Source organism: Kutzneria buriramensis (assembly GCF_003387475.1).
Taxonomy (GTDB): Bacteria; Actinomycetota; Actinomycetes; order Mycobacteriales; family Pseudonocardiaceae; genus Kutzneria; species Kutzneria buriramensis.
The window spans coordinates 274,333-294,196 of the sequence record NZ_QUNO01000002.1 but is presented as its reverse complement, the minus strand read 5'-3'; the positions used below and the strand labels follow the sequence as shown (position 1 = coordinate 294,196).

The following is a 19,864-nucleotide window of genomic DNA, read 5'->3' as shown; positions in this document are numbered from 1 at the left end:
GGTCGGCCGCGGTGCGCCAGGCGGAAGTGTGTCTGATGTGGACGTCGCTCAGACCTCCACGCCGATCCGGCGGGACGCGATGTCCCACAGCTTGCGGGCGTTGTCCACGTCCAGCACGACCGGGTTCTCCTGGGTCCGCTCGTTCTTGAAGTAGTAGCCGCCGTCGAGCTTGTCCTCGGTCTCGCACAGGAACACCAGGCGGGCCGCGGCGACCTCGGGGGTGTCGAGCAGCTTCTGGAGCGGCTTGCCCAGCGGCGTCTTGAGCAGCAGCTGCTGGAACTTCTGGTCCCGGGCGAACTCGCTGGCCACGATCCCGGGGTGGTAGTCGGCGGTCTGGATGTCGGGGTTGCGGCGCTGGAACTCCCGCAGCAGCAGGGCGGCGCCGACCTTGCTGCTGGTGTAGACCTCGTGCGACTTGTAGCGGTGCTCGCTGTCCAGGTCGTCCAGGTCGATGTGGCCGTGCTTGTGCACCATCATGGTGGACGTGTTGATCACACGGCCCCTGCTCTCCCGCAGCCGGTCGGTCAGCAGCCGGGTGAGCAGGAACGGCGCCAGGCAGTTGACCTGGAACTGCTGCTCGTTGCCGTCCTTGGTCAGCTCGCGCTTGACCCACTGCCCGCCGGCGTTGTTGGCCAGCACGTCGATGCGCGGGCAGCGCTCCAGCAGCGCGTCGGCCAGCCGGCGCACGTCCGACAGATCGGCGTAGTTGCAGGTCAGGCCGGGCTCGCCGAGCTCATCGGCGATGGCCGCGGTCTTGGCCGCGTTCCGGCCGACCGGGATGACCTTGACGCCGTCCCGGTGGAGCTGACGCGCGGCGGCGGCGCCGATGCCGGCGCTGGCCCCGGTGAGAACGACGATCTTGCCAGCAGCACTCATGATCTGACTCCTTGCAGGTCGGAACCCATTTCATACATTCGTTCTATACAAACGTCAGAGACGTATGTATAGTTCTGGTCATGACACACGCCACGCAAACCCCTCGCCTGGCAGGACGCCGTGAATGGATCGGCCTGGCCGTCCTCGCCCTGCCCCTGCTCCTGGTCTCGATGGACATGACCGTGCTGTACTTCGCGATCCCGTCCATCGCGTCGGCGCTGCAGCCCACCGGCACGCAGCAGCTGTGGATGATCGACATGTACGGCTTCGTGCTGGCCGGACTGCTGATCACGATGGGCAACGTCGGCGACCGCATCGGCCGCCGCCGACTCCTGATGATCGGTTCCGCGATCTTCGGCGCCGCCTCGGTCGCCGCCGCCTTCTCCACCGACCCGACGATGCTGATCGTCGCCCGCGCCGTGCAGGGCATCGGCGGCGCCACCCTGATGCCGTCCACGCTCGCCCTGGTGCGCAACATGTTCCAGGACGAGAAGCAGCGCCGGTCCGCGATCGCCGTGTGGTCCACCGCGCTGTCCGCGGGGGCCGGCCTCGGCCCGGTCGTCGGCGGCCTGCTGCTGAACAACTTCTCGTGGGGCTCGGTGTTCCTGATCAACGTGCCGGCGATCATCGTGCTGCTGGCGCTGTGCCCGGTGCTGATCCCGGAGTACCGGCTGCCCAAGGCCGAGGCCGGCAAGTTCGACATCGCCTCGGCGGTGCTGTCGCTGGGCGGCGTGCTGTCGATCATCTGGGGTCTCAAGGAGATCACCGTCAACGGCCTGAGCGCCCTGCCCGGCGTGGCCATCGTCGCCGGCATCGTGCTCGGCTACGTGTTCGTGCGGCGGCAGAAGTCGCTGTCCCACCCGATGATCAACCCGGCGCTGTTCCGCAACCGCGACTTCGGCGCGTCCCTGAGCGTGGCGCTGGCCTGCTTCTTCTGCATGATCGGCTCGGGCATCTTCACCACGCAGTACCTGATGGAGGTGCTGCACATGAGCCCGCTGGAGGCGGCGCTCTGGACGCTGGTGTCGCCGGTCGTGGTGACCATCGCCGTGCCGTTCGTGACGGTCGTGGCCCGCACCGTCCGCCCGGCCTACATCATCGCCGCCGGCTTCCTGGTCGGCACGGTCGGCTTCCTGATCATGACGCAGGTCGGCACGGACCGGAACATGTTCCTGGTGGTCGCCGGGACGATCGGCGTCGGCCTGGGCGTGGCGGTGGCCCTGACCTGCATCACCGACATGGTCGTCGGCGCGGCGCCCGCCGAGCACGCCGGTTCCGCCGGCGCTCTCGTGCAGACCGGGCAGGAACTCGGTGGCGCGCTGGGCATCGCGGTCCTGGGCTCCATCGGCGCCCTCGCCTACAGCTCGAACTTCGACGCCGACGCCCCGCACAACGTGCCGGCCGCCGCGCTGAACGCGGCCCGGCAGACCGTCGCCGGCGCGTCCGAGGTGGCGCAGCAACTGCCGGCGGCGCAGGGCAACGCGCTGCTCGACGTGGCCCGCGAGGCCTTCACCGGCGCGGTGCACACCGCCTCGCTGGCCGGCGGCGCGGTCGCGCTGCTCACCGCGATCTTCACCATCGCCCTGCTGCGGCGGATCAAGCCCACGCCGCCGCAGCCCACCGTCTCCGACGAGGACAAGGAGGTGCGGGAGCCGGCCGCGGTCTGACGCGGTCACGAGACTGGTGTCCATGTGTCGTACGCCGAGAGCAGGCCGGCCGTCCAATGCTCCAGGACGCGCCGGCCTTCTCCGCCGGAGGCGCCGGTCGGATCACCGAGAACACCGTTGGCACTGACGGAAACAACTCCAGAGCGGACCAGCAGCGGCATGATCTCCCGCAGCGGCCGGCGGTCCCCGGGCTCGGCCCGGTCGAGCCGGACGGATTCGGGGCGCAGCGCCAACATCACCGACGTCTCGGTGCGGCCGGCGTGACTGTCCACAGCGGACCCGGTCGGCGACCAGCAGGTGACGCGACGACCCTCGTGGTTGAGCCGCTGCACAGCGCGGGACACCGCGGCGGCGTTGCCGCCGTGCCCGTTGACCAGCAGGACGCCGGCGAACGCGTCGGCGGAGCGAACCAGTTCCACCAGCAGGGTCTCGACGGCGTCGAGACCGATCGACAGCGAGCCCGGGAATGCAGCATGTTCACCACTGGAGCCGTACGAGAAGGCGGGAGCCACGACCACCCGGTCGCGGGCCTTCGCCAGCCGGCCGCACAGCGCGGCGGCGATCTCGGTGTCCACGGTGAACGGCAGGTGCGGGCCGTGCTGCTCGGTCGAGCCGACCGGAACGGCCAGCACGCTGGCCGCGGCGACGGCCTCGACCTCCGGCCAGGTCATGTCGATCAGGCGGTTCACGTGCGGCCGACCCCGTCCCGGCCGGGCCAGTCGGACAGGTCCGGCAGCAACGGCCTGACGGTGCGGTGCTTGACCGCGCCCCACCAGACGCCCGCCCCGTACGCGAGGTCGTCGAGGATCCGGGCGGCGAGCCAGCCGGGCAGGCCGACCTTGGCCCCCCGGGTGTACCACTCCTCGACGTGGCGGGCGAACGCCGCCAGCAGAACCCAACGGCCCCAACGGGTCGACGCCAGCACCGGGATGGCCACCGGCCACCACGAGCGCACCACGGCATCGCCCAGCAGCCGCCCCGCGCCGACATGGCCGCGGACCGCGAGCTGCACCGACTCCGTCGCCGGCACACCGACGTCACTCAGTTTGCGTGGCAGCAACGACGCGGTGGTGCCGGCGACGGCTCCAGCCAGCACCGGCCGCCCGGCGGCGACGAGCGCCCACGCCAGGGCGCTCCACATCGAGATCTTCACCGGAGCAACAGCTCTGCCATGGCGGAGCGCCAGCGGGGCGGCGGAAGTGCCGTACCCGAATCGCTGCCGCACCCAGGCCGACCACGTCTCACGGGGGCGATGATGAACAATTGCGGTTGGCTCGTAACGGATCTGCGCGCCCGCCTCGTGGAAGCGCCAGACCAGGTCGACGTCCTCGCCGAAGCGCATGTCCTCGTCGAAACCGTCGTGCTCCAGGAGCGCGTTGAAGCGGACGACCAGCGCGGCCGACGGGACGTAACTGACTCGGCTGCCGGGCCGGACCGGCGCCTCGGCGGCGCCCAGGTCCAGCGGCGAGCGGAGTTCTTCGTAGCGGTCGAGCACGGACGGACCCGGCGTGCTGGCCACGCGCGGCGCGACGGCGACGACGCTCGGGTCCTCGAAGTGCGGCAGGATCGTGGCCAGCCAGCCAGGTTCGGGCCGCACGTCCGCGTCCAGGAAGGCGACGAGCTCGGTGCCGGCGAGCCGCCAGCCGGCGTTGCGCGCGGCGGCCGGGCCCTTGGCCTTGTGGTGTCGGACGGTCGCCGCTCGAATCGGCTCGGCCGATCCGTCGTCGATCACCAGCACCTTCGCGACCTCGGACAACGCCGGCAGCAGGCGGGCGAGATCATCGGCGTGGTCGCGCACCGGCACGACTACGGTCACATCCTGCGCGGTGAGGCTGGTGATCTCGCGTTTGGGGTGTAGAATTCCCTTACGCACCAGCAGATCTGCCAGCTTGGCGTCGTCGGGGGCGACCGGCTCGCCGGCCAGCCAGGCGTCCACTCGGGACACCGCCTTGGCGGAGAGCCTGAGCACGACGTACGGCGAACCGCCCAGGATCAGGTTGCCGATGCGGCGCGCGCCGGGATCCGGGGTGACGCGCAAAGGGATCATGCGGTGAACCCCCCGTCGGCGTGCACGACGGTGCCGGTGATGGCGGACGCCTCCCTACCGCACAGCCAGCACACGACGTCGGCCACCTCCTCGGGCCGCAGCAGCCGCTCGGTGAGGTGGTAGCGGCTGAATTCCTCGACGTCGGCCAGGTCGTAGAGGGCGGCGCTGGCGTCGAGCAGATCGGTTCGGGTGCTGCCCGGGGACACCGCGGTCGCGGTGACGCCGGTGCCGCGAAGGTCGTGCGCCAGGCCCCGGATCAGGCCGACGACCCCGTGCTTGGTCGCGTTGTAGCCGGCGGCGTGCCAGAGGCCGCGGTGGCCGGCGGCCGAGGCGAGCGCGACGAACCGGCCGGAGCGGGGCTGCTGTTCTCGGAGCATCACGGGGATCGCCGCGCGGGCCAGGTTCGCCACGCCGAGGACGCCGATGTCCAGTTGCAGCCGCCATTCGTCGTCGCCGGACTCCCACAGCGGACGTCCGCCGGCGATCACCGCCGCCGCCGCGACGGCCGCGTCCAGCCCGCCGAACTCCGTGTACGCCAGCTCGGCCGCGTCCTGGAGTGCGCGGTTGTCGCGCACATCGGCGACGACCTCGCGCACCTCGTCCGGGAACCGGCGGGCCAGCGTGAGCAGTTCTTCCTTGGATGCCAACGAGTAGCCGAGGCCGGGGATGTCCTCGCAGATGTCCACCGCCACGACCCGCCAGCCGTCGCCGGCCAATCGGCGCACGACGGCCGCGCCGATGCCACGGGCCGCGCCCGTGACGATCGCGACTCGTGGCGTCATGTCGTGTCCCCCAGATAGCCGTGCTCGGTCAGGTACTCGATCACCAGGTCGGCCGCGGCCGCCGCGTCGGGCGGCGTGACCACGGTCGCGGAGCCGCCGGTGGCCAGCGCGTTCGCCCCCAACCCGTTCGTCAGTGCAACTATGCGGTCTATGGCGCGATCGGCGGCCGGTATCGGAACAATTCTGGCGCGCGGCCGGTATGCCCTGGGCGCTGTGGCCTTCACCGGCCCCGAGGGAAATCGATGCTGCGGAACGTCTGGCCGCACGACGGGGATTTTCGTGTTACGAGCGGCCAACATCGCCGGCAGGCCGGCGCGCCGGGGCCGCAGCACCGGCTCCACCGAGCACACCGCCGGCAACGGGATCTCCAACCGTTCGCGGCGGCCCTTGTCCAGCCGCCGCAGTCCACCGAGGACGCCTCCGTCGGCCGTGAGTTCCAGCAGCCCCAACGCCTGCGCCGCGTCGGTGAGCGCGGCGAGGTAGCCGGGGACCGCGCCGGAGTCGTCGCCGAACACCACGACATCGGGAGGGCCGTGGTGTTCGGCGACCGCCGACAGCAGCGCTCGGGCCGCCGCCTCGTCATCCGCCGGGTCCGCCTCGACGCGGAGCACGTGCAGCGCCCCGGCCGCCAGCGCCTCGCGCAGCATCTCGTCCGCCTGCGGCGGCCCGATCGTCACGGCCAGCGCCCGGCCGCCCAGAGACTCCGCCAGCCGGAACACGTGTTCCAGCGCCGCCAGCCCCGCCGCGCTCGCACCCGGACGGCCCTCCTCGGTCCGCACCGTGCCCGTCAGCTGGTCGACCGCGACGCGCGGGCCGGGCCAGGTCAACGCGGCGACAACCAGCACGCCGATCACCCCTTCCGGAAGGCGACCCCGTGGCCGCCGTCGGGATAGGTCCAGCTCAGGGCGCCCTGCCCCGAGCAGACCTGGTAGCACGTGCCGCATTCGAAGCACTGCTCGTAGTTGAACAGGATGCCGCCGTCGGAGGTCGGCACGAACAGCTTCGCCGGGCACGCGTACACACAGTCGGTCGTCCGGCACGACCGGCACACCTCGTTGTTCACGGTGATGTGCGGCCGCCGCGCGACCTCGAAGTCCACAGTGGACATGTGATCGTCGAACGCGGGCTGGTCGTAGGTCATCCGAACGACCTCACTCCGGTCAGCGCGTCGGACACCACGTCCCGCGTGCGAATGCCGTGGCGCTTCAACGTACGGCGAACCAGCTTGAGCAGCCCTGGTTTCGGTTGCGGGTTGTCCACGTGGAACAGCCCCTGCGCGAGATCGCACAGCATCGCCGGGTAGCTCTCCTGCATCCGTTGCCCCAGCACGAGTCCGGGCACCCGGCGCAGCTTTCGGTGGTCGGCCAGCACGAACGACTCGTCCAGCATGCGCCGGTATGAGGCGAGGCCCGTCTTGGAGGTGTCGCCGACCTTCAGGGCGTCGACCGCGGCGCGGCCGGCGTACATGCCGGCCCCGAGGGCGAAGTTGACGCCCTCCAGCCAAATTCCGGCCGCCAGGCACATGGCCGCGGCGTCGCCGGCGACCAGGAAGCCGTCGCCGACAAGTTCGGGCATGGTGTCGTAGCCGCCCTCGGGGATGAGGTGCGCGGAGTACTCCAGCAGCTCGCCGCCCCGTACCAACGGTTCTATAGCCGGGTGCCGCTTGAGGTCGGCGACCAGCTCCTCGGGCCGCAACCGCTTGCCGGCCAGGCCGTGCGGATCGACGACAACGCCGACGCTGAGCGAGTCGAGGTTGGTGTAGACGAAGCCGCCGCCGGGGATTCCCCTGGTGCAGCCGAGGATCTCGATGTCGACGCCGTCCTGGCCGGCGACGCCGAACCGCTCGTCGATGACGCTGCGTGGCAGCCGCAGGGTCTCCTTGACGCCGAGGGTGACGTGCCCGGTGGGCTTGCCGGCGAACATGCCGGCTTCCTTGGCCAGGAAGGAGTTCACGCCGTCACAGGCGATCACGACCTTGGCGGTGAGGTCTCCGTCCGGACGGTCGGTGCGGACGCCGACGATCGCGCCGGCGGTGTCGCGCAGCAGCCCCGTGGCGACGGTCGAAGGAACGAGGACCGCGCCTTCCTTCTCGGCGAGGCCGGCGAGCCAGCCATCGAGGTCGGAGCGGTGCGCGGTGGCCCCGTTGTACGGCGGGCCGGCCCACGCCTGCGTGCGGAAGTCCACGGTGAGCGCCTGCGTCGGCGTCATGATCATGGTGCTGCGGCGGGTCACCCAGCGCTGCACCGGCATCTGCTCCCACCAGCGCGGCACCAGCTCGTCCAGCACCCGGCCGTACACCACGCCGCCGTAGACGTTCTTCGAGCCGGGATACGGGCCGCGTTCCAGCAGCACCACCGAATGCCCGGCACGGGCCACTTCCAGCGCCGCCGCCGAGCCGGCCGGTCCCGCGCCGACCACCACCACGTCCACCGCGCGCTGCGGCGTCGCGGCGACGACCGTCGACGTCGTGCCCGGGCCTGCGTGCTCAGGCATCTCTCTCCTCCAGCCGCCGTGCGAGTTCCGCCAGCACCGCCGGGGCGTCGGCGACGATGCCCAGGTCGGCCCGGGCCGTCATCGGGCAGCAGGGATCGGTGTTCACGCTGATCACGTGCCGCGGGCTGCCGAGGCCGCCCACGTGCTGCGCCGCGCCGGAGATCCCGAACGCGACGTACAGGTCCGGGTCGATCACCACACCCGTCGTCCCGATCTGCCGTTCGTGGCCCACCCACCCGGCGTCCGTGACCACACGCGTCGCCCCCGTCGACGCGCCGAGCCGCTCCCCGACCCTCGCCAGCAGCTCCATCTGCTCCGGCCCGGTGACCAGCCCCGCGCCGGCCCCGAGCACCCGGCGCGCCTCCGCGAGGTCCGCCTCCTGCGCGTTCGGCGTCGTCACCTCGACCGACACCGCGTCCTTCACCTCGACGCCCGTCAGCGCAATCTCGACGAGCCGGGCCGGAGTCGGCAGCGGTGCCGCACCCCGGACACCCGGCTGCAACGTCGCCACGAACGGGCCGTCCGGCGTCAGTTCCACCAGCGCCTGGCTCCCCCAGCGCAGGACGTCCGCGCTCGTCCTCGTGACCGCGTTTGCGCCGGTCAGGAGGGGTCGCCGCAGCGCGTAGGCCAGTCTGGGCGCGAGGTCGCGGCCGTCCGGGGAAGAAGAAAGCACGATCGTTCGTACACCTTTCACGACCGGAGTCAGCGCGGCGGCCAGCGCGGCGGGGGCGACCTTCGGGCTCTCGGCGATCCAGGCGGTCCGGGCGGCGGTCAGCTGCCCGGCAGCCACCTTCGCGTCGGTTCCGACGACCAGCACCGAGCCATCGGCCTCGGCGGTGACCTCGTCGGCGCCGAGGGGCAGCTCGCCGTCGCGGACGACGACGATGGCAAGGAAATCCGTGTCGATCACAGCGATACCCCCACCCGGTGTCCCTCGATGACCGCGGCGTGGGCTCGGCGCGGGGTCAGGCAGTCGCCCACCCGGTGCACCTCGAACGGCGCGCCCTTCAACCCCCGCCACAGCTCGTCCTCGGGCTCCTGGTGCACGGCGCAGACCACCCAGTCGAACCTCGAGGTGGTCATCTCGCCGGTGGTGTGCCGGAGGATCTGCACCTCGACGCCCTCGGACGCCCCCATGACGACCTCGTCGGTGGTCAGGGCGATGCCCTTGTGGTGGGCCCGGAGCAGGAACATCTCCATGTCCAGGGTGACGCCGAGGTCCTGGCCGACGACCATGCCGGGGGTGCTGATCCGGACCCGGCAGCCGCGGTCCGCCAGCAGTTCGGCGACGGAAGTGGCCTGGTGGAAGCCGAGTTCGTCGATGACGAGCACGTCGCCCACCGGCTCGGCACGGCCCTCCAGCACGTCACGAACGTCCACGACCTGAGCGAGATCGCCGGCCCAGTACGGTGGCTTGGGGCGGGCGCCGGTGGCAAGGATGACGACGTCGGGGCTCTCGGCCCGCAACGCCTCGACGGTGGCGTCGACGCCGGTGCGGACCTCGACGCCGTGTCGCTTGCACTCGGCGAGGAGATTCCGTGGCAGATCAAGGAATTCGGCCCGGGACGGGACGGTGGCGGCGAGGGCGGCCTGGCCGCCGGTTGCCGGGGAGCGTTCGAACAGGGTGACCTGGTGCCCGCGCTGGGCGGCGGTGGCGGCGGCCTGCAAGCCGGCGGGGCCCCCGCCGACGACGAGGATCCGCCGGCCGCGCCGGCGAGGGGCGGACAGCGGCACGGATTCGTTGCCGGCACGGGGATTCTCGATGCAGCCAAGGGTGTGGTTCAGGCCCATCCGCCCGACGCATTCCTGGTTGCACGACAGACACGTTCGGATGTCGCTGACGTGCCCGGAACGGGCCTTGGCCATGAACTCGGGGTCGGCGATCTGGCCGCGGACGACGCCGACCAGGTCGCAGTGGCCCTCGGCGAGGGCGCGCTCGGCCTGTACGGGGTCCTTGATCCGCCCGACGCCGATCACCGGCAGTTTGACGGCCTGCCGCATGGCGTTGGCGATGAACAGGGCGTAGCCGGGCGGGATCGCCATGGACGCCTCGATCATGAACAGGGTCGAGGTGGCGACGCCGATGGAGGTGTTGATGTAGTCGACCTGGCCGGTGGCTTCCACGAGACGCGCCACCTCGACGGCCTCGTCGAGCTTGATGCCGCCCTCGATGAGCTCGTCGCCGCAGAGCCGCACGCCGAGCGCGCGGCCGGGGCCGATGGCCTCGCGGACCGCCGCCACGATCTCCAGCAGGATCCGGGCGCGGTTGCCCAGCGGGCCACCGTAGCGGTCGGTGCGCTTGTTCGTCGCCGGCGAAAGGAATCCCCGCACGATGGACGAGTGCGAGCACTGGAGCTCGACGCCGTCGAAGCCGCCCTCGGCGCAGTGCCTTGCCACCAGGGCGTAGCCGGCGACGATCTCGGCGATGTCCTTGTCGTCGACGGCCTTGGGCACCTCGCGGAACAGCGGGTCCGGCACCGGCGACGGGGCCAGCACCGGCAGCCGTGAGTACAGGCTGGAGGCCTGGCCGCCGTTGTGGTTGAGCTGGGCGAAGATCGGCACGCGGTGGGCGTGCACGGCGTCGGTGATCCGGCGGTAGCCCTCGACCACCTCCGGGTTGAAGCCGTGGATGAGCTTCTCGTACGGCCAGTCCGACGGGTGGGTGGAGTGCTCCTCGGTGATGATCAGCCCGACGCCGCCGGCGGCGCGCGCGGCGTAGTAGGCGGCGTGCTGCGCGCTGGGCAGCCCGTCCTCGGCGTAGTTGGTGAGGTGCGCGGAGAAGACCACCCTGTTCGCGAGCGTCACCGGGCCGACCCGGAACGGCGAGAACAGGAAGCGGAACGCCATCAGCCGACCTCCTGGGCCGCGCGCCGGCCCTCCAACACGGCCTCGTACAGGGTTCGGGGCGCCACGCAGTCGCCGGCCCGCAGCGGGCCGGGCGTCTCATCCGGCAAGCGATGTCCACAGTGGACGACCAGGCCGCAGGCGAGCTCCTGCTTCTCGCCGGTGAGCACGTGTTCCACCACGACGCTGGCGTCTCGCACCGCCAGCAGCGTCGACCGCTTGACCAGTCGCACACCGGCGCGGTGCAGCCGGGCGTTGGCGTCGGCGAGGTCGCCGGTGACCGCCAGTTGGGTACCGATGACGGCGTCCCGTGTGACGACGGTGGTGTCACGACCCGACGACGCCAGCAGTTCGGCGATGCGTGCGCCGACGGAGTCGCCGACGGGGTCGAAGACCACCACCGGGCCGGCCGGCAGGTCGTCGAGGCCGGCCCGCAGTACCTCGGCCACATCGAGCACCTGGCCGCCGTCGATGTCGTACGAACGTGGCCCGGGCACCGAACCCGTTGCCAGCACCACGGTTCGTCCGGTCAGGTCGGCGCTGGTGGCCGCCTCGCCGGTGCGGATCTTCACGCCCAGGCGCCGCACCTCCGCCTCCAGCCAGCCGGCGAAGCTCTCCAGCGGCGACAGCCGCAGCGAGCCGCCGAGCTGCGAGTCCCGTTCCATCAGCTCGACGCTGTGACCGCGATCGGCGAGCGCCCGCGCCGCCTCCAACCCTGCCGGACCGCCGCCGACGACGAGCACCTCGCGCGGGGCGGTGGTCGGCGCCGGCGGCCGGTCCGTCGTCTCGTGGCCGCTGGCCGGCTCGACGACGCAGCTCACGACGGCGTTGCGGCCATCACGGACGCGGCACCGCTGGTTGCACAGCAGGCACGGCCGGATCCGCTCCGGCTGCTCGGCGTCGTACAGGGCGACGAGGTTCGGCTCGGCGATCTGCGCGCGGGTCATCTCCACCAGGTCGGCGACGCCGGTCTCCAGCGCCCACTCGGCCTGCCCCGGGTCGACGACCGACCCTTGCAGGATCACCTCGGCGACGCCACCCACCGCGGACCGAATGTCCCGGCACAGGTCCATGTTGAAGCCGGCGGGGGTGTGCAGGTCGGGGCGGGTGGCCGAGGTGGACATCGCCGAACCCCGCACCACCGCGATGTAGTCGACGCATTTCGCCAGCTTGGCGGCGAGTTCGGCGGCGTGCTCGGGGGTGATGCCGGCCCACGGGGCCAGTTCGTCGCAGGAGAGCCGGAGGCCGAGGACGCGGTCGGCGCCGAGCACATCCCTTACGGCGCTCAGAGCCTCGCGGAGCAGCAGTGCCCGATCGGCGCCGTACTCGTCGGCACGCTGATTGGTCAGCCCGGAGAGGAACTGCCGCAGTAGGCTGTGCTGGCCGGCATCGATCTCGACACCGTCCACATCGGACTCCATGGCGATGGCGGTGGCGTACGAGAAGCCCGACAGCAGCCGGTCGATCTCCGCCTCCTCCATCTCCATCGGGAGTTCCCGGCTGGCGACGTCCGGAACCCGCGAAGGGGCCCAGAGCGCCGTCCGCGAATACGCCGAGGAGCCCTGGGAACCGGCGTGGCCCAGCGACGCCAGCACGAGCGTCCCATGTGGACGGCAGGCGGTCACCACGGACGCCCAGCCGGGCTGGCACTCGGCCGCCAGCGGGGCCCTTTCGTACGGCCAGTCGCTGTCGTCCACGCTGGCGGTCTCGGTGACGACGATCCCGGCGCCGCCGGCCGCGCGGCGCTCGTAGTAGGCCACGTGCCGCAGCGAGATCGCCCGCTTGCGGCCCAGATTCGTCTCGTGCGGCCCGAACATCACGCGGCTGGGCGCGGTCCGGCCGGCCAGCACGACCGGCGTCGTCAGTCTCACCGCATACCCGCCAGGGGACTCGTGTCGCAGGCTCGGTCCGCCGGTCGGCCGAAGCCGATCGACACCGGCACCGGCTTGCGGCGGGAGTGGTCGGCCGACGGCCGGGGCGGAGCGCCCGCGGTGGCCAGCGCCAGTTCCCCGTGACCCTGCACGCATTCGGGGTCCGGGCCGTCCATCGGCAGGCCGGTGAAGAACTTCGCGGCCATGCAACCGCCGCGGCAGCTGTCGAAGGACGGGCAGGACGAGCAGGTCCCCGCCGACGTCGGACGGCGGAGGTCGGCGAACAGAGGGGAGTTCCGCCACACCTCCGTGAATCCGCCCGGAGCGCGTACGGTGCCGGCGAGGAACTGCTCGTGGATCGCGAAGGGGCACGCGTACACGTCCCCTACTGGGTCGATCAGGCACACCACCTTGCCCGCGCCGCACAGGTTCAGCCCCGGCAGCGGGGTGGACCCGAGGGCGTTGAGATGGAAGAAGGAGTCGCCGGTGAGGACGCCTTCCCCGTGTGCCACCAACCAGTCGTAGAGCTGCCGCTGCTGGGCGGCGGTCGGGTGCAGCTCGTCCCACACGTCGGCGCCACGCCCCGACGGCCGCAGGCGCGTGATGCGCAGCTGCGCGTCGAACGAGTCGGCGATGGCCGCGAAGTCGTCGAGCTGGTCGACGTTCTGCCGGGTCATCACCACGCTGATCTTGAAGTCGCGGAAGCCCGCCTCGGCGAGATTCCCCATGGCGCGCATGGCCGTGGCGAACGAGCCGGGCCCGCGCACGGCGTCGTTGACCGCCGCGGTCGCCCCGTCCAGCGAGATCTGCACGTCCACGTAGTCGCTGCCGGCCAACCACTGCGCCCGCTCCGGCGACAGGCGGACGCCGTTGGTGGAGAACTTCACGCCGACCTGGTGGTCGGTGGCGTACTCCACGAGCTCCCAGAAGTCCGATCGCACGGTGGGTTCGCCGCCGCCGATGTTCACGTAGAACACCTGCATGCGCTGCAATTCGTCGATCACCGCACGGCACTGGGCGGTGTCCAGCTCGCGCGGGTCGCGGCGGCCGGAGGAGGAAAGGCAGTGCACGCAGGCGAGATTGCAGGCGTAGGTGAGCTCCCACGTCAGGCAGATCGGCGCGTCGAGACCCGTCTCGAAGTGGTCGACCAGCTTCATCTAGCGCTCCCGCGGTTGAATCGTGCCCGCGTCGGCCAGGCCGGCCAGCGCGCGCAGGTAGGCGGCGCGCTGGTCCGGCGCCACCCCCACGGAGTCCAAAGTGGAGTCGACGTCGGCGTTGTCCTCGAGCGTGGCGACGACTTCGGCCAGCTGCCGGGTCTTGAGGAAGGACAGCCGCCGGGTGCCGAAGTGGTAGACCAGGGCGCCGAACGGCTCGGGCCGCAGCGCCACCTGGGGCGCCCGGCGGTACGGTCGGGTCGGGTCGATCATCGGCTCAGTACACGCCGCACATGCCGTCGATGGAGACCTCCTCGACCAGGAGCTCGTCCACGTCATCAGAAGTAGTGGGCTTTTCCGCGTCGTTCGCCATGACAGACTCCAGAGGGTTTGGGGCGACGCTCTGACAGGGGCGACAGCAACGAAGCTAATGACACCCGGTGCCGATTGGAAGACAGCATGGCTGAGGTCGGGGGAAACACCCAGTATTGCGGCCGCGGCGGGCGGCGGCGCGTCACCACCCACCTCGACCTGGAGCACGTGGCGCTGGACCTGTTCACCGAGCACGGCTACGAGGCGACCACGGTGGACCAGCTGGCGCTGGCCGCCGGCATGAGCCGGCGCACGTTCTTCCGGTACTTCCCGTCGAAGAACGACATCGCGTGGGGCGGCTTCGACCGCGAGCTGGAGCGGCTGCGCCGGTGGCTGCGCGACTGCGCGCCGGGCCTGCCGGTGATGGACGCGATCCGGCAGGCCGTGGTGGCCTGCAACCGACTGGAAGAGGACGAGATCCCCTGGCACCGCAAGCGAATGGCGCTCATCCTGCGGGTGCCGGCGCTCCAGGCGCACGCCACCCTCCGGTACGTGCAGTGGCGGCAGGTGATCGCCGATTTCGCCGCGCCACGCCTGGGCCAGCCGGCGGATTCCCTTGTGCCGCAGGCGATCGCGTACGCGGCGCTGGGAGTGGCGATCGCCGCGCACGAGCAGTGGCTCGCCGCCGAGCACGCGGATCTGCCGGCGCTGCTGGACATCGCGCTGCGAGAACTGGCGTCAGGCTTCACTTTGCCGTCGCTGGCCCGGGTTAGGGGTGCCTAGGGGCTGACAATGCCCGGTGTCGATGGCCGACCGTACCGGCGAGGACCGTCCGTGAGGCGCTCGCACCCGATCGAGAGGTAGCACTCATGACCGCCGAAGTCACCACCGCCCCCGTCGAGGCGCCGCCGGCCTTTCCGCTCAGCCGCAGCCGGTGCCCGCTCAGCCCGCCCCCGGAGTACGCGAGGCTGCGGGAGGAGCAGTCGGTCAGCAGGGTGACGCTTCGCGTGTCCGGCAAGCAGGTCTGGGTCGTCACCCAGCACGAGCAGGTGCGGCAGGTGCTGGGCAGCCCGGACATGAGCTCCAACTGGAAGCTGCCCGGCTACCCGCTGCAGGTGCCGCTGCCGCCGGAGGTCCTGGAGTCGCTGGAGCTGCCGCTGGTCGCGATGGACCCGCCGGACCACACCGTGCGCCGCCGCGCGCTGATCCCGGAGCTGACGGCGCGGCGCATGCAGGCCCTGCGGCCGCGCATCCAGGAGGTCACCGACGAGCACATCACCGCGATGCTGGCCAAGGGCGGCCCGGTCGACCTGATCCAGGAGCTCGCGGTTCCGGTGCCGTCGCTGGTGTTCTGCGACCTGATCGGCGTCGCCCCGGACAACGTCGGCTTCTTCCGCCACTACGCCGAGCAGATGGTCAACCGGGACATCAGCCCGGAGGAGATGGGCGCCGCCCAGTACGAGATGGAGATGCACCTCCAGGGCCTGGTCGCGCAGAAGACCGAGACCCCCGGCGACGACGTGCTCAGCCGAGTGATCATCAAGAACAAGGTGACCCAGGAGCTGGAGCACAACGACATCGTGGCGCTGGCCCGGATGCTGCTGTTCGGCGGCTTCGACACCACCGCCAACATCATCGGGCTGGGCACGGTCGCGCTGCTGCAGAACCCCGAGCAGCTGGCCCAGGTCAAGGCCGACCCGTCGCTGATGCCGAGGGCGATCGAGGAGCTGCTGCGCTACCTGAGCATCTCCGACTCGGCCACGGCCCGGGTGGCCACCAAGGACGTGGAGATCGGCGGCGTGCTGATCCGCGCGGGCGAGGGCATCATCGCGCTGAACGGCTCGGCCAACCGGGACGACCGGTTCTTCGCGAACCCGGACGAGCTCGACATCCACCGGGACGCCAAGGGGCACCTGGCCTTCGGCCACGGCAACCACCAGTGCCCGGGCGCCAACCTGGTCCGGGTCGAGCTGGACTGCGTGTTCAGCACGCTGTTCCGCCGGATCCCCGAACTGCGGCTGGCCGCGCCGGTCGAGGAGCTGGAGTTCAAGCACGACCAGCTGATCTACGGCCTGTACTCGCTGCCGGTGACCTGGTGAGGATCCGCCACGACCGGGAGCGCTGCGTCGGCTCCGGCGCGTGCGCGTTCACGCTGCCGGACATCTTCGACCAGGACGAGGACGACGGCCGGGTGCTGGTGCTGGTGGAACGGCCCGGCGAGGAGCGCCGGAAGGCGATCGAGGACGTCGCCGCGAGTTGCCCCGTGTTCGCATTGACGATAGAGAACGACTGACGAGCCGCCCCGCGCCCGCGGGGCGGTTTCGTCGCGCCGGAATAGCGGTCGCCGACGACCGGAACGGGGACGATATCCGAGAGAACGAATCGCGGACACTGCCTCTTCACTCGGCAGGGTCGGATCTTCCGCCCGCCGGGTGATATGCGTGCAGCGATCGACCCGATACGCATTGATTTGCGAATCTGGACAGCGAACGCTCATTTCGACGCACGGAGACGGTGCACGCATGAGGCTTTCCTCTCGAAACGCGCGTTTGGCGCTGGCGGCGGTGACGGTCGGCGGCCTGCTCGCCACCTCGCCGGCGGGCAGTTCCCTCGCGGCCACGGACGACACCGGCCAGCAGCCGGTGATCGTGGTGCTCTCCGACCAGCTCGCCGCGGCGGCCACACCGCAGGACACCGGCAGCCGCCGCCAGCAGGCCGACGACGCCCAGAACGCCGTGCTGGGGCGGCTCGCCGGCGCCGCGCCGCGCAACGTCGAGCACTACACGCTCGGCAACGCCTTCGCCGCGACGGTCACCGGCGCGCAGGCCGCGGCGCTGAGCCGGGATCCTGCGGTGGCTACCGTCGTGCCCGACCGCAAGGTCGCCGTGGCCAAGCCCGCGGCTGGCAAGCCGAGCGGCGGCGCCGCCGAGCCGAAGGCGGCCAACCTCCAGCCGCCGAACGCGCTGTGCCCGACCGACCCGGCCAAGCCGCTGCTGGAGCCGCAGGCGCTGGCCACGGTCCATGCCGCCAGCGCCGACGGCACGCCCAGCGCCGCCGACATCGCGACCGGCGCCGGCGTGAAGGTCGCCGTCATCGGCGACCAGATGGACCCGCACGCCCCGGACTTCATCCGTCCGGACGGCTCCCCGGTGTTCGTCGACTACCAGGACTTCAGCGGCACCGGCACGCAGACGACCACGGCCGAGGGCGAGGCCTTCGGCGACGCGTCCATGATCGCGGCGCAGGGCACCGTCGTGCACGACCTGTCCAAGTTCGTCAACGCCAAGCACCCGCTGCCGGCGGGCTGCACCATCGTGCTGCGCGGCGTCGCGCCCGACGCCAGCCTGGTCGGGCTGAACTGGGACAACCCGGACGGCACGTCGGACTCGTCGATCCTCCAGGCGATCGACTACGCGGTGACCGTCGACCACGTCGACGTGATCAACGAGTCCCTCGGCGGGAACGTCTACCCCGACAACCTCGCGCGCTCCGCCGTGCGGGCGTTCAACGACCAGGCCGTGCGCGCCGGCGTCACCGTGGTCACGGCGACCGGCGACAGCGGCGGCACGTCGACCATCTCCAACCTGGCCGCCGACCCGCAGGTGATCGCGGTCGGCGCCAGCACCAACTTCCAGGCGTCCATGCAGGCGGGGGCGACCGGGACGCCGCTGTCGACGAACGGCAAGTGGCTCGACAACGGCATCGCGCCGTTCTCCTCGTCCGGCATCAGCCAGGCCGGCCGCACGATCGACCTCGTCGCGCCCGGCAACGACGACTGGGCCGCCTGCGCGCCCGCGTTCTCGGGCTGCACCGACTTCAACACCCCGCCGAAGCCGACCGACCTGCTTTTGTTCGGCGGCACCAGCGAATCCGCGCCGATCACGGCCGGCACCGCCGCGCTGGTCATCCAGGCGTACCGCAATTCCCACCACGGCCGCACTCCGACTCCGGCGGTGGTGAAGGAATTGCTCACCGGCACCGCGCATGACCTCGGCATGCCCAGTGACGAGCAGGGGGCCGGGCTCCTCGACGCGCGGACGGCCGTGGACGCCGCCCGTGGCCAGGGGCAGTTCACGCTGTCCACCAGCCAGGTGACGTTCGAGGGCGCGCCGGGCACTTCGCACACGGCACTGGTGCGCGTGACCAACACCGGCAAGACGCCCACCACCGTCTCCGCCGCCGGGCGCACCTTCCGTACCCAGAGCGACCAGACGCAGACCATCCCGTTCGACGCGCGAGCTTTGCCGACCTACGCGAGCACCACCGGCGCCGCCAGCGCGTACAAGAAGGTGACCTTCGACGTGCCGCCGGGCGCGCAGCGGCTGGCCGCGAGCATCGCGTGGAAGGGCGACGCCAAGACCGTCAACGGCGCTTCCGTCACACCCGTGGCGGTGCTGGTCCTGCTCACTCCCGACGGCACGTTCGCGACCAGCAGCCAGCCGCAGAGCGCCACCGTGTCGGCGAACTTCGCCGGCGTCGACGTGCCGTCGCCGGTCGCCGGCAGGTGGACCGCGGTGATCGTTTCGCCGGCCAGCGCCGCCGGCTACACCGGCGACGTCCAGCTGCGGACCACCACCGAGCAGACCGCGCCGTACGGGCGGGTGACGCCGTCGACACTGACGTTGGCGCCGGGCCAGACCGTGCCGGTCGCGATCACCATGCCGACCCCGGCGTCCGGCGGCGACGCCGACTACGACGTCGCCTTCTCCGGTTCCGGCGGACAGCGGACCGTCGTCGGCGCGGTTGTGCGCAGCGTCGTGCGTGACACGTTCGCCGGCACGATCACCGGCGGCAACGGGCGGTCCAACGCCCCCAGCCAGACGCTCACGTACGACTTCGACGTGCCCGTCGGCAAGAAGGATGTCGACGTCAGCACGCAGTTCCCCGCCGGCGGCGGGGTCGTGGCCGGGCTGCTCGTCGACCCGCACGGAGAGGTCGCCGACATCAACAGCACCAAGGGCGCCGGGCTCCAGTTGACCGTCGCCGACCCGATTCCCGGCCGTTGGCGGTACGTGATCGTCGTGCAGGGGCCGGTCAGCGGTACTGCGACCACCACGCCGTTCACCGGCCGTATCCAGTTCGACCAGGTGTCGGTGGCTGCCGATCCGTTGCCGCTCAGGTTGCCGGCCGGCAAGCCCACCACCGTGGCCGTGACGGTGCACAACACCGGTGTGGAGCCGATTTCCGTCGGCATCGATCCGCGGACCACTGCCCAGCAGACGCTGCCGATGGCGCTGACGCCCGACTCCGGGCCCGCCGAGTTCGACGTGCCGCCGATCGCCGGGCCGAACTACCTGGTGCCGCCGGAGACCAGCAAGATCACCTTTGCCGCGACCATGAGCACGCCGATGCAGCTGCTCGCGCAGAGCCCTGCCGCCGGCTTCGAGCTCGTCAGCGATCCCCATGCCGCCAATCCGACGGTGGTGGTTCAGGAACCGACCGGCTTCGTCGGGCCCGGCGAGTGGGGCACCGCCGTCCAGCCCTTCGGTCCCTTCGGCGCTGCCCCGGCACCGGTCGGTCACGCCAAGCTCACCGCCACCATGGTGACTGCTGGCTTCGACGCCGCCGTCACGTCCAGCACCGGTGACCCCGTGCGGGAACCCGGATCACCAGTGGCGATCCCGGTCGGCGGCACCGCGACGATCACCGTCACCTTCACGCCGCCGTCCAGCGGCTCGGTGGTGTCCGGGCACCTGAACATCGTCACCGTGCCGCTGTCGAAGACCACCACCGCCGGCAACGCGCTCCCCCAGCTCGGCACCGGCGAGGTCCTCGCCCGCGTGCCGTACCACTACGTGGTGAGCTGACCCTTTGCGCA

General features: G+C 71.4%; 18 protein-coding genes. 5 read left to right on the top strand and 13 right to left on the bottom strand.

The annotated features are described in order from the left end of the window. Positions 1-48: 48 nt before the first annotated feature. Entirely contained in the window at positions 49-876 is an 828-nt protein-coding gene (locus BCF44_RS06000; RefSeq protein ID WP_116173104.1) for an SDR family NAD(P)-dependent oxidoreductase, read from the bottom strand. 80 nt (positions 877-956) lie between these two features. Here BCF44_RS06000 and BCF44_RS05995 point away from each other — a divergent pair, with 80 nt between their 5' ends. Next, on the top strand, positions 957-2,543 hold the full coding sequence (locus BCF44_RS05995; protein WP_116173103.1) for an MFS transporter: 1,587 nt from the start codon (positions 957-959) through the stop codon (positions 2,541-2,543). A gap of 5 nt (positions 2,544-2,548) precedes the next feature. On the opposite strand, the gene mftE is transcribed toward BCF44_RS05995, so the two are convergent. Genes mftE through mftA form a run of 12 tightly spaced genes read right to left on the bottom strand, consistent with a single transcriptional unit; the run spans position 2,549 to position 14,107 of the window. Beyond that, positions 2,549-3,232, bottom strand: coding sequence for a mycofactocin biosynthesis peptidyl-dipeptidase MftE (gene mftE / locus BCF44_RS05990; RefSeq protein WP_342775567.1), 684 nt, complete (start codon positions 3,230-3,232; stop codon positions 2,549-2,551). Further along, positions 3,229-4,590, bottom strand: a complete 1,362-nt coding sequence (mftF, locus tag BCF44_RS05985; RefSeq protein ID WP_116173102.1) for a mycofactocin biosynthesis glycosyltransferase MftF — start codon at positions 4,588-4,590, stop codon at positions 3,229-3,231. The genes mftE and mftF overlap by 4 nt, the downstream gene beginning before the upstream one ends. Then, positions 4,587-5,372, bottom strand: a complete 786-nt coding sequence (locus tag BCF44_RS05980) for a mycofactocin-coupled SDR family oxidoreductase (RefSeq protein ID WP_116173101.1) — start codon at positions 5,370-5,372, stop codon at positions 4,587-4,589. Before BCF44_RS05980 ends, mftF begins: the two co-directional genes overlap by 4 nt. After that, on the bottom strand, positions 5,369-6,217 hold the full coding sequence (locus tag BCF44_RS05975; protein WP_170217360.1) for a mycofactocin-associated electron transfer flavoprotein beta subunit: 849 nt from the start codon (positions 6,215-6,217) through the stop codon (positions 5,369-5,371). Before BCF44_RS05975 ends, BCF44_RS05980 begins: the two co-directional genes overlap by 4 nt. A gap of 5 nt (positions 6,218-6,222) precedes the next feature. Next, positions 6,223-6,513: a ferredoxin family protein gene (locus tag BCF44_RS05970; protein ID WP_116173099.1), complete on the bottom strand. Its 291-nt coding sequence runs from the start codon at positions 6,511-6,513 to the stop codon at positions 6,223-6,225. Next, positions 6,510-7,865, bottom strand: coding sequence for an FAD-dependent oxidoreductase (locus tag BCF44_RS05965; RefSeq protein WP_116173098.1), 1,356 nt, complete (start codon positions 7,863-7,865; stop codon positions 6,510-6,512). The genes BCF44_RS05970 and BCF44_RS05965 overlap by 4 nt, the downstream gene beginning before the upstream one ends. Further along, positions 7,858-8,775 carry a mycofactocin-associated electron transfer flavoprotein alpha subunit gene (locus BCF44_RS05960; protein WP_116173097.1) on the bottom strand — a complete coding sequence of 306 codons (918 nt, stop codon included), beginning with the start codon at positions 8,773-8,775 and terminating at the stop codon, positions 7,858-7,860. Before BCF44_RS05960 ends, BCF44_RS05965 begins: the two co-directional genes overlap by 8 nt. Beyond that, complete coding sequence (locus BCF44_RS05955; protein ID WP_116173096.1) at positions 8,772-10,712, bottom strand: mycofactocin system FadH/OYE family oxidoreductase 2; 1,941 nt, start codon at positions 10,710-10,712, stop codon at positions 8,772-8,774. Before BCF44_RS05955 ends, BCF44_RS05960 begins: the two co-directional genes overlap by 4 nt. Beyond that, positions 10,712-12,580 carry a mycofactocin system FadH/OYE family oxidoreductase 1 gene (locus BCF44_RS05950; protein WP_211352907.1) on the bottom strand — a complete coding sequence of 623 codons (1,869 nt, stop codon included), beginning with the start codon at positions 12,578-12,580 and terminating at the stop codon, positions 10,712-10,714. The genes BCF44_RS05955 and BCF44_RS05950 overlap by 1 nt, the downstream gene beginning before the upstream one ends. Then, a complete protein-coding gene (mftC, locus tag BCF44_RS05945; RefSeq protein ID WP_211352906.1) occupies positions 12,577-13,737 on the bottom strand; it encodes a mycofactocin radical SAM maturase in 1,161 nt (386 codons plus the stop codon). The genes BCF44_RS05950 and mftC overlap by 4 nt, the downstream gene beginning before the upstream one ends. Continuing rightward, a complete protein-coding gene (mftB, locus tag BCF44_RS05940; protein ID WP_116173094.1) occupies positions 13,738-14,007 on the bottom strand; it encodes a mycofactocin biosynthesis chaperone MftB in 270 nt (89 codons plus the stop codon). 4 nt (positions 14,008-14,011) lie between these two features. Beyond that, complete coding sequence (gene mftA / locus BCF44_RS05935) at positions 14,012-14,107, bottom strand: mycofactocin precursor MftA (protein ID WP_116173093.1); 96 nt, start codon at positions 14,105-14,107, stop codon at positions 14,012-14,014. A gap of 86 nt (positions 14,108-14,193) precedes the next feature. Between mftA and mftR the strand changes: the two genes are divergently transcribed. The 4 genes from mftR (at position 14,194) to BCF44_RS05915 (ending at position 19,853) form a co-directional block, all read left to right on the top strand. Next, positions 14,194-14,829, top strand: a complete 636-nt coding sequence (mftR, locus tag BCF44_RS05930; protein ID WP_116173092.1) for a mycofactocin system transcriptional regulator — start codon at positions 14,194-14,196, stop codon at positions 14,827-14,829. Positions 14,830-14,915: 86 nt separating this feature from the next. Continuing rightward, positions 14,916-16,145, top strand: coding sequence for a cytochrome P450 (locus BCF44_RS05925; protein ID WP_116173091.1), 1,230 nt, complete (start codon positions 14,916-14,918; stop codon positions 16,143-16,145). Continuing rightward, positions 16,142-16,339: a ferredoxin gene (locus BCF44_RS05920; protein ID WP_116173090.1), complete on the top strand. Its 198-nt coding sequence runs from the start codon at positions 16,142-16,144 to the stop codon at positions 16,337-16,339. Before BCF44_RS05925 ends, BCF44_RS05920 begins: the two co-directional genes overlap by 4 nt. Positions 16,340-16,568: 229 nt before the next feature. Further along, positions 16,569-19,853, top strand: a complete 3,285-nt coding sequence (locus BCF44_RS05915) for a S8 family serine peptidase (RefSeq protein ID WP_116173089.1) — start codon at positions 16,569-16,571, stop codon at positions 19,851-19,853. Positions 19,854-19,864 lie beyond the last annotated feature (11 nt).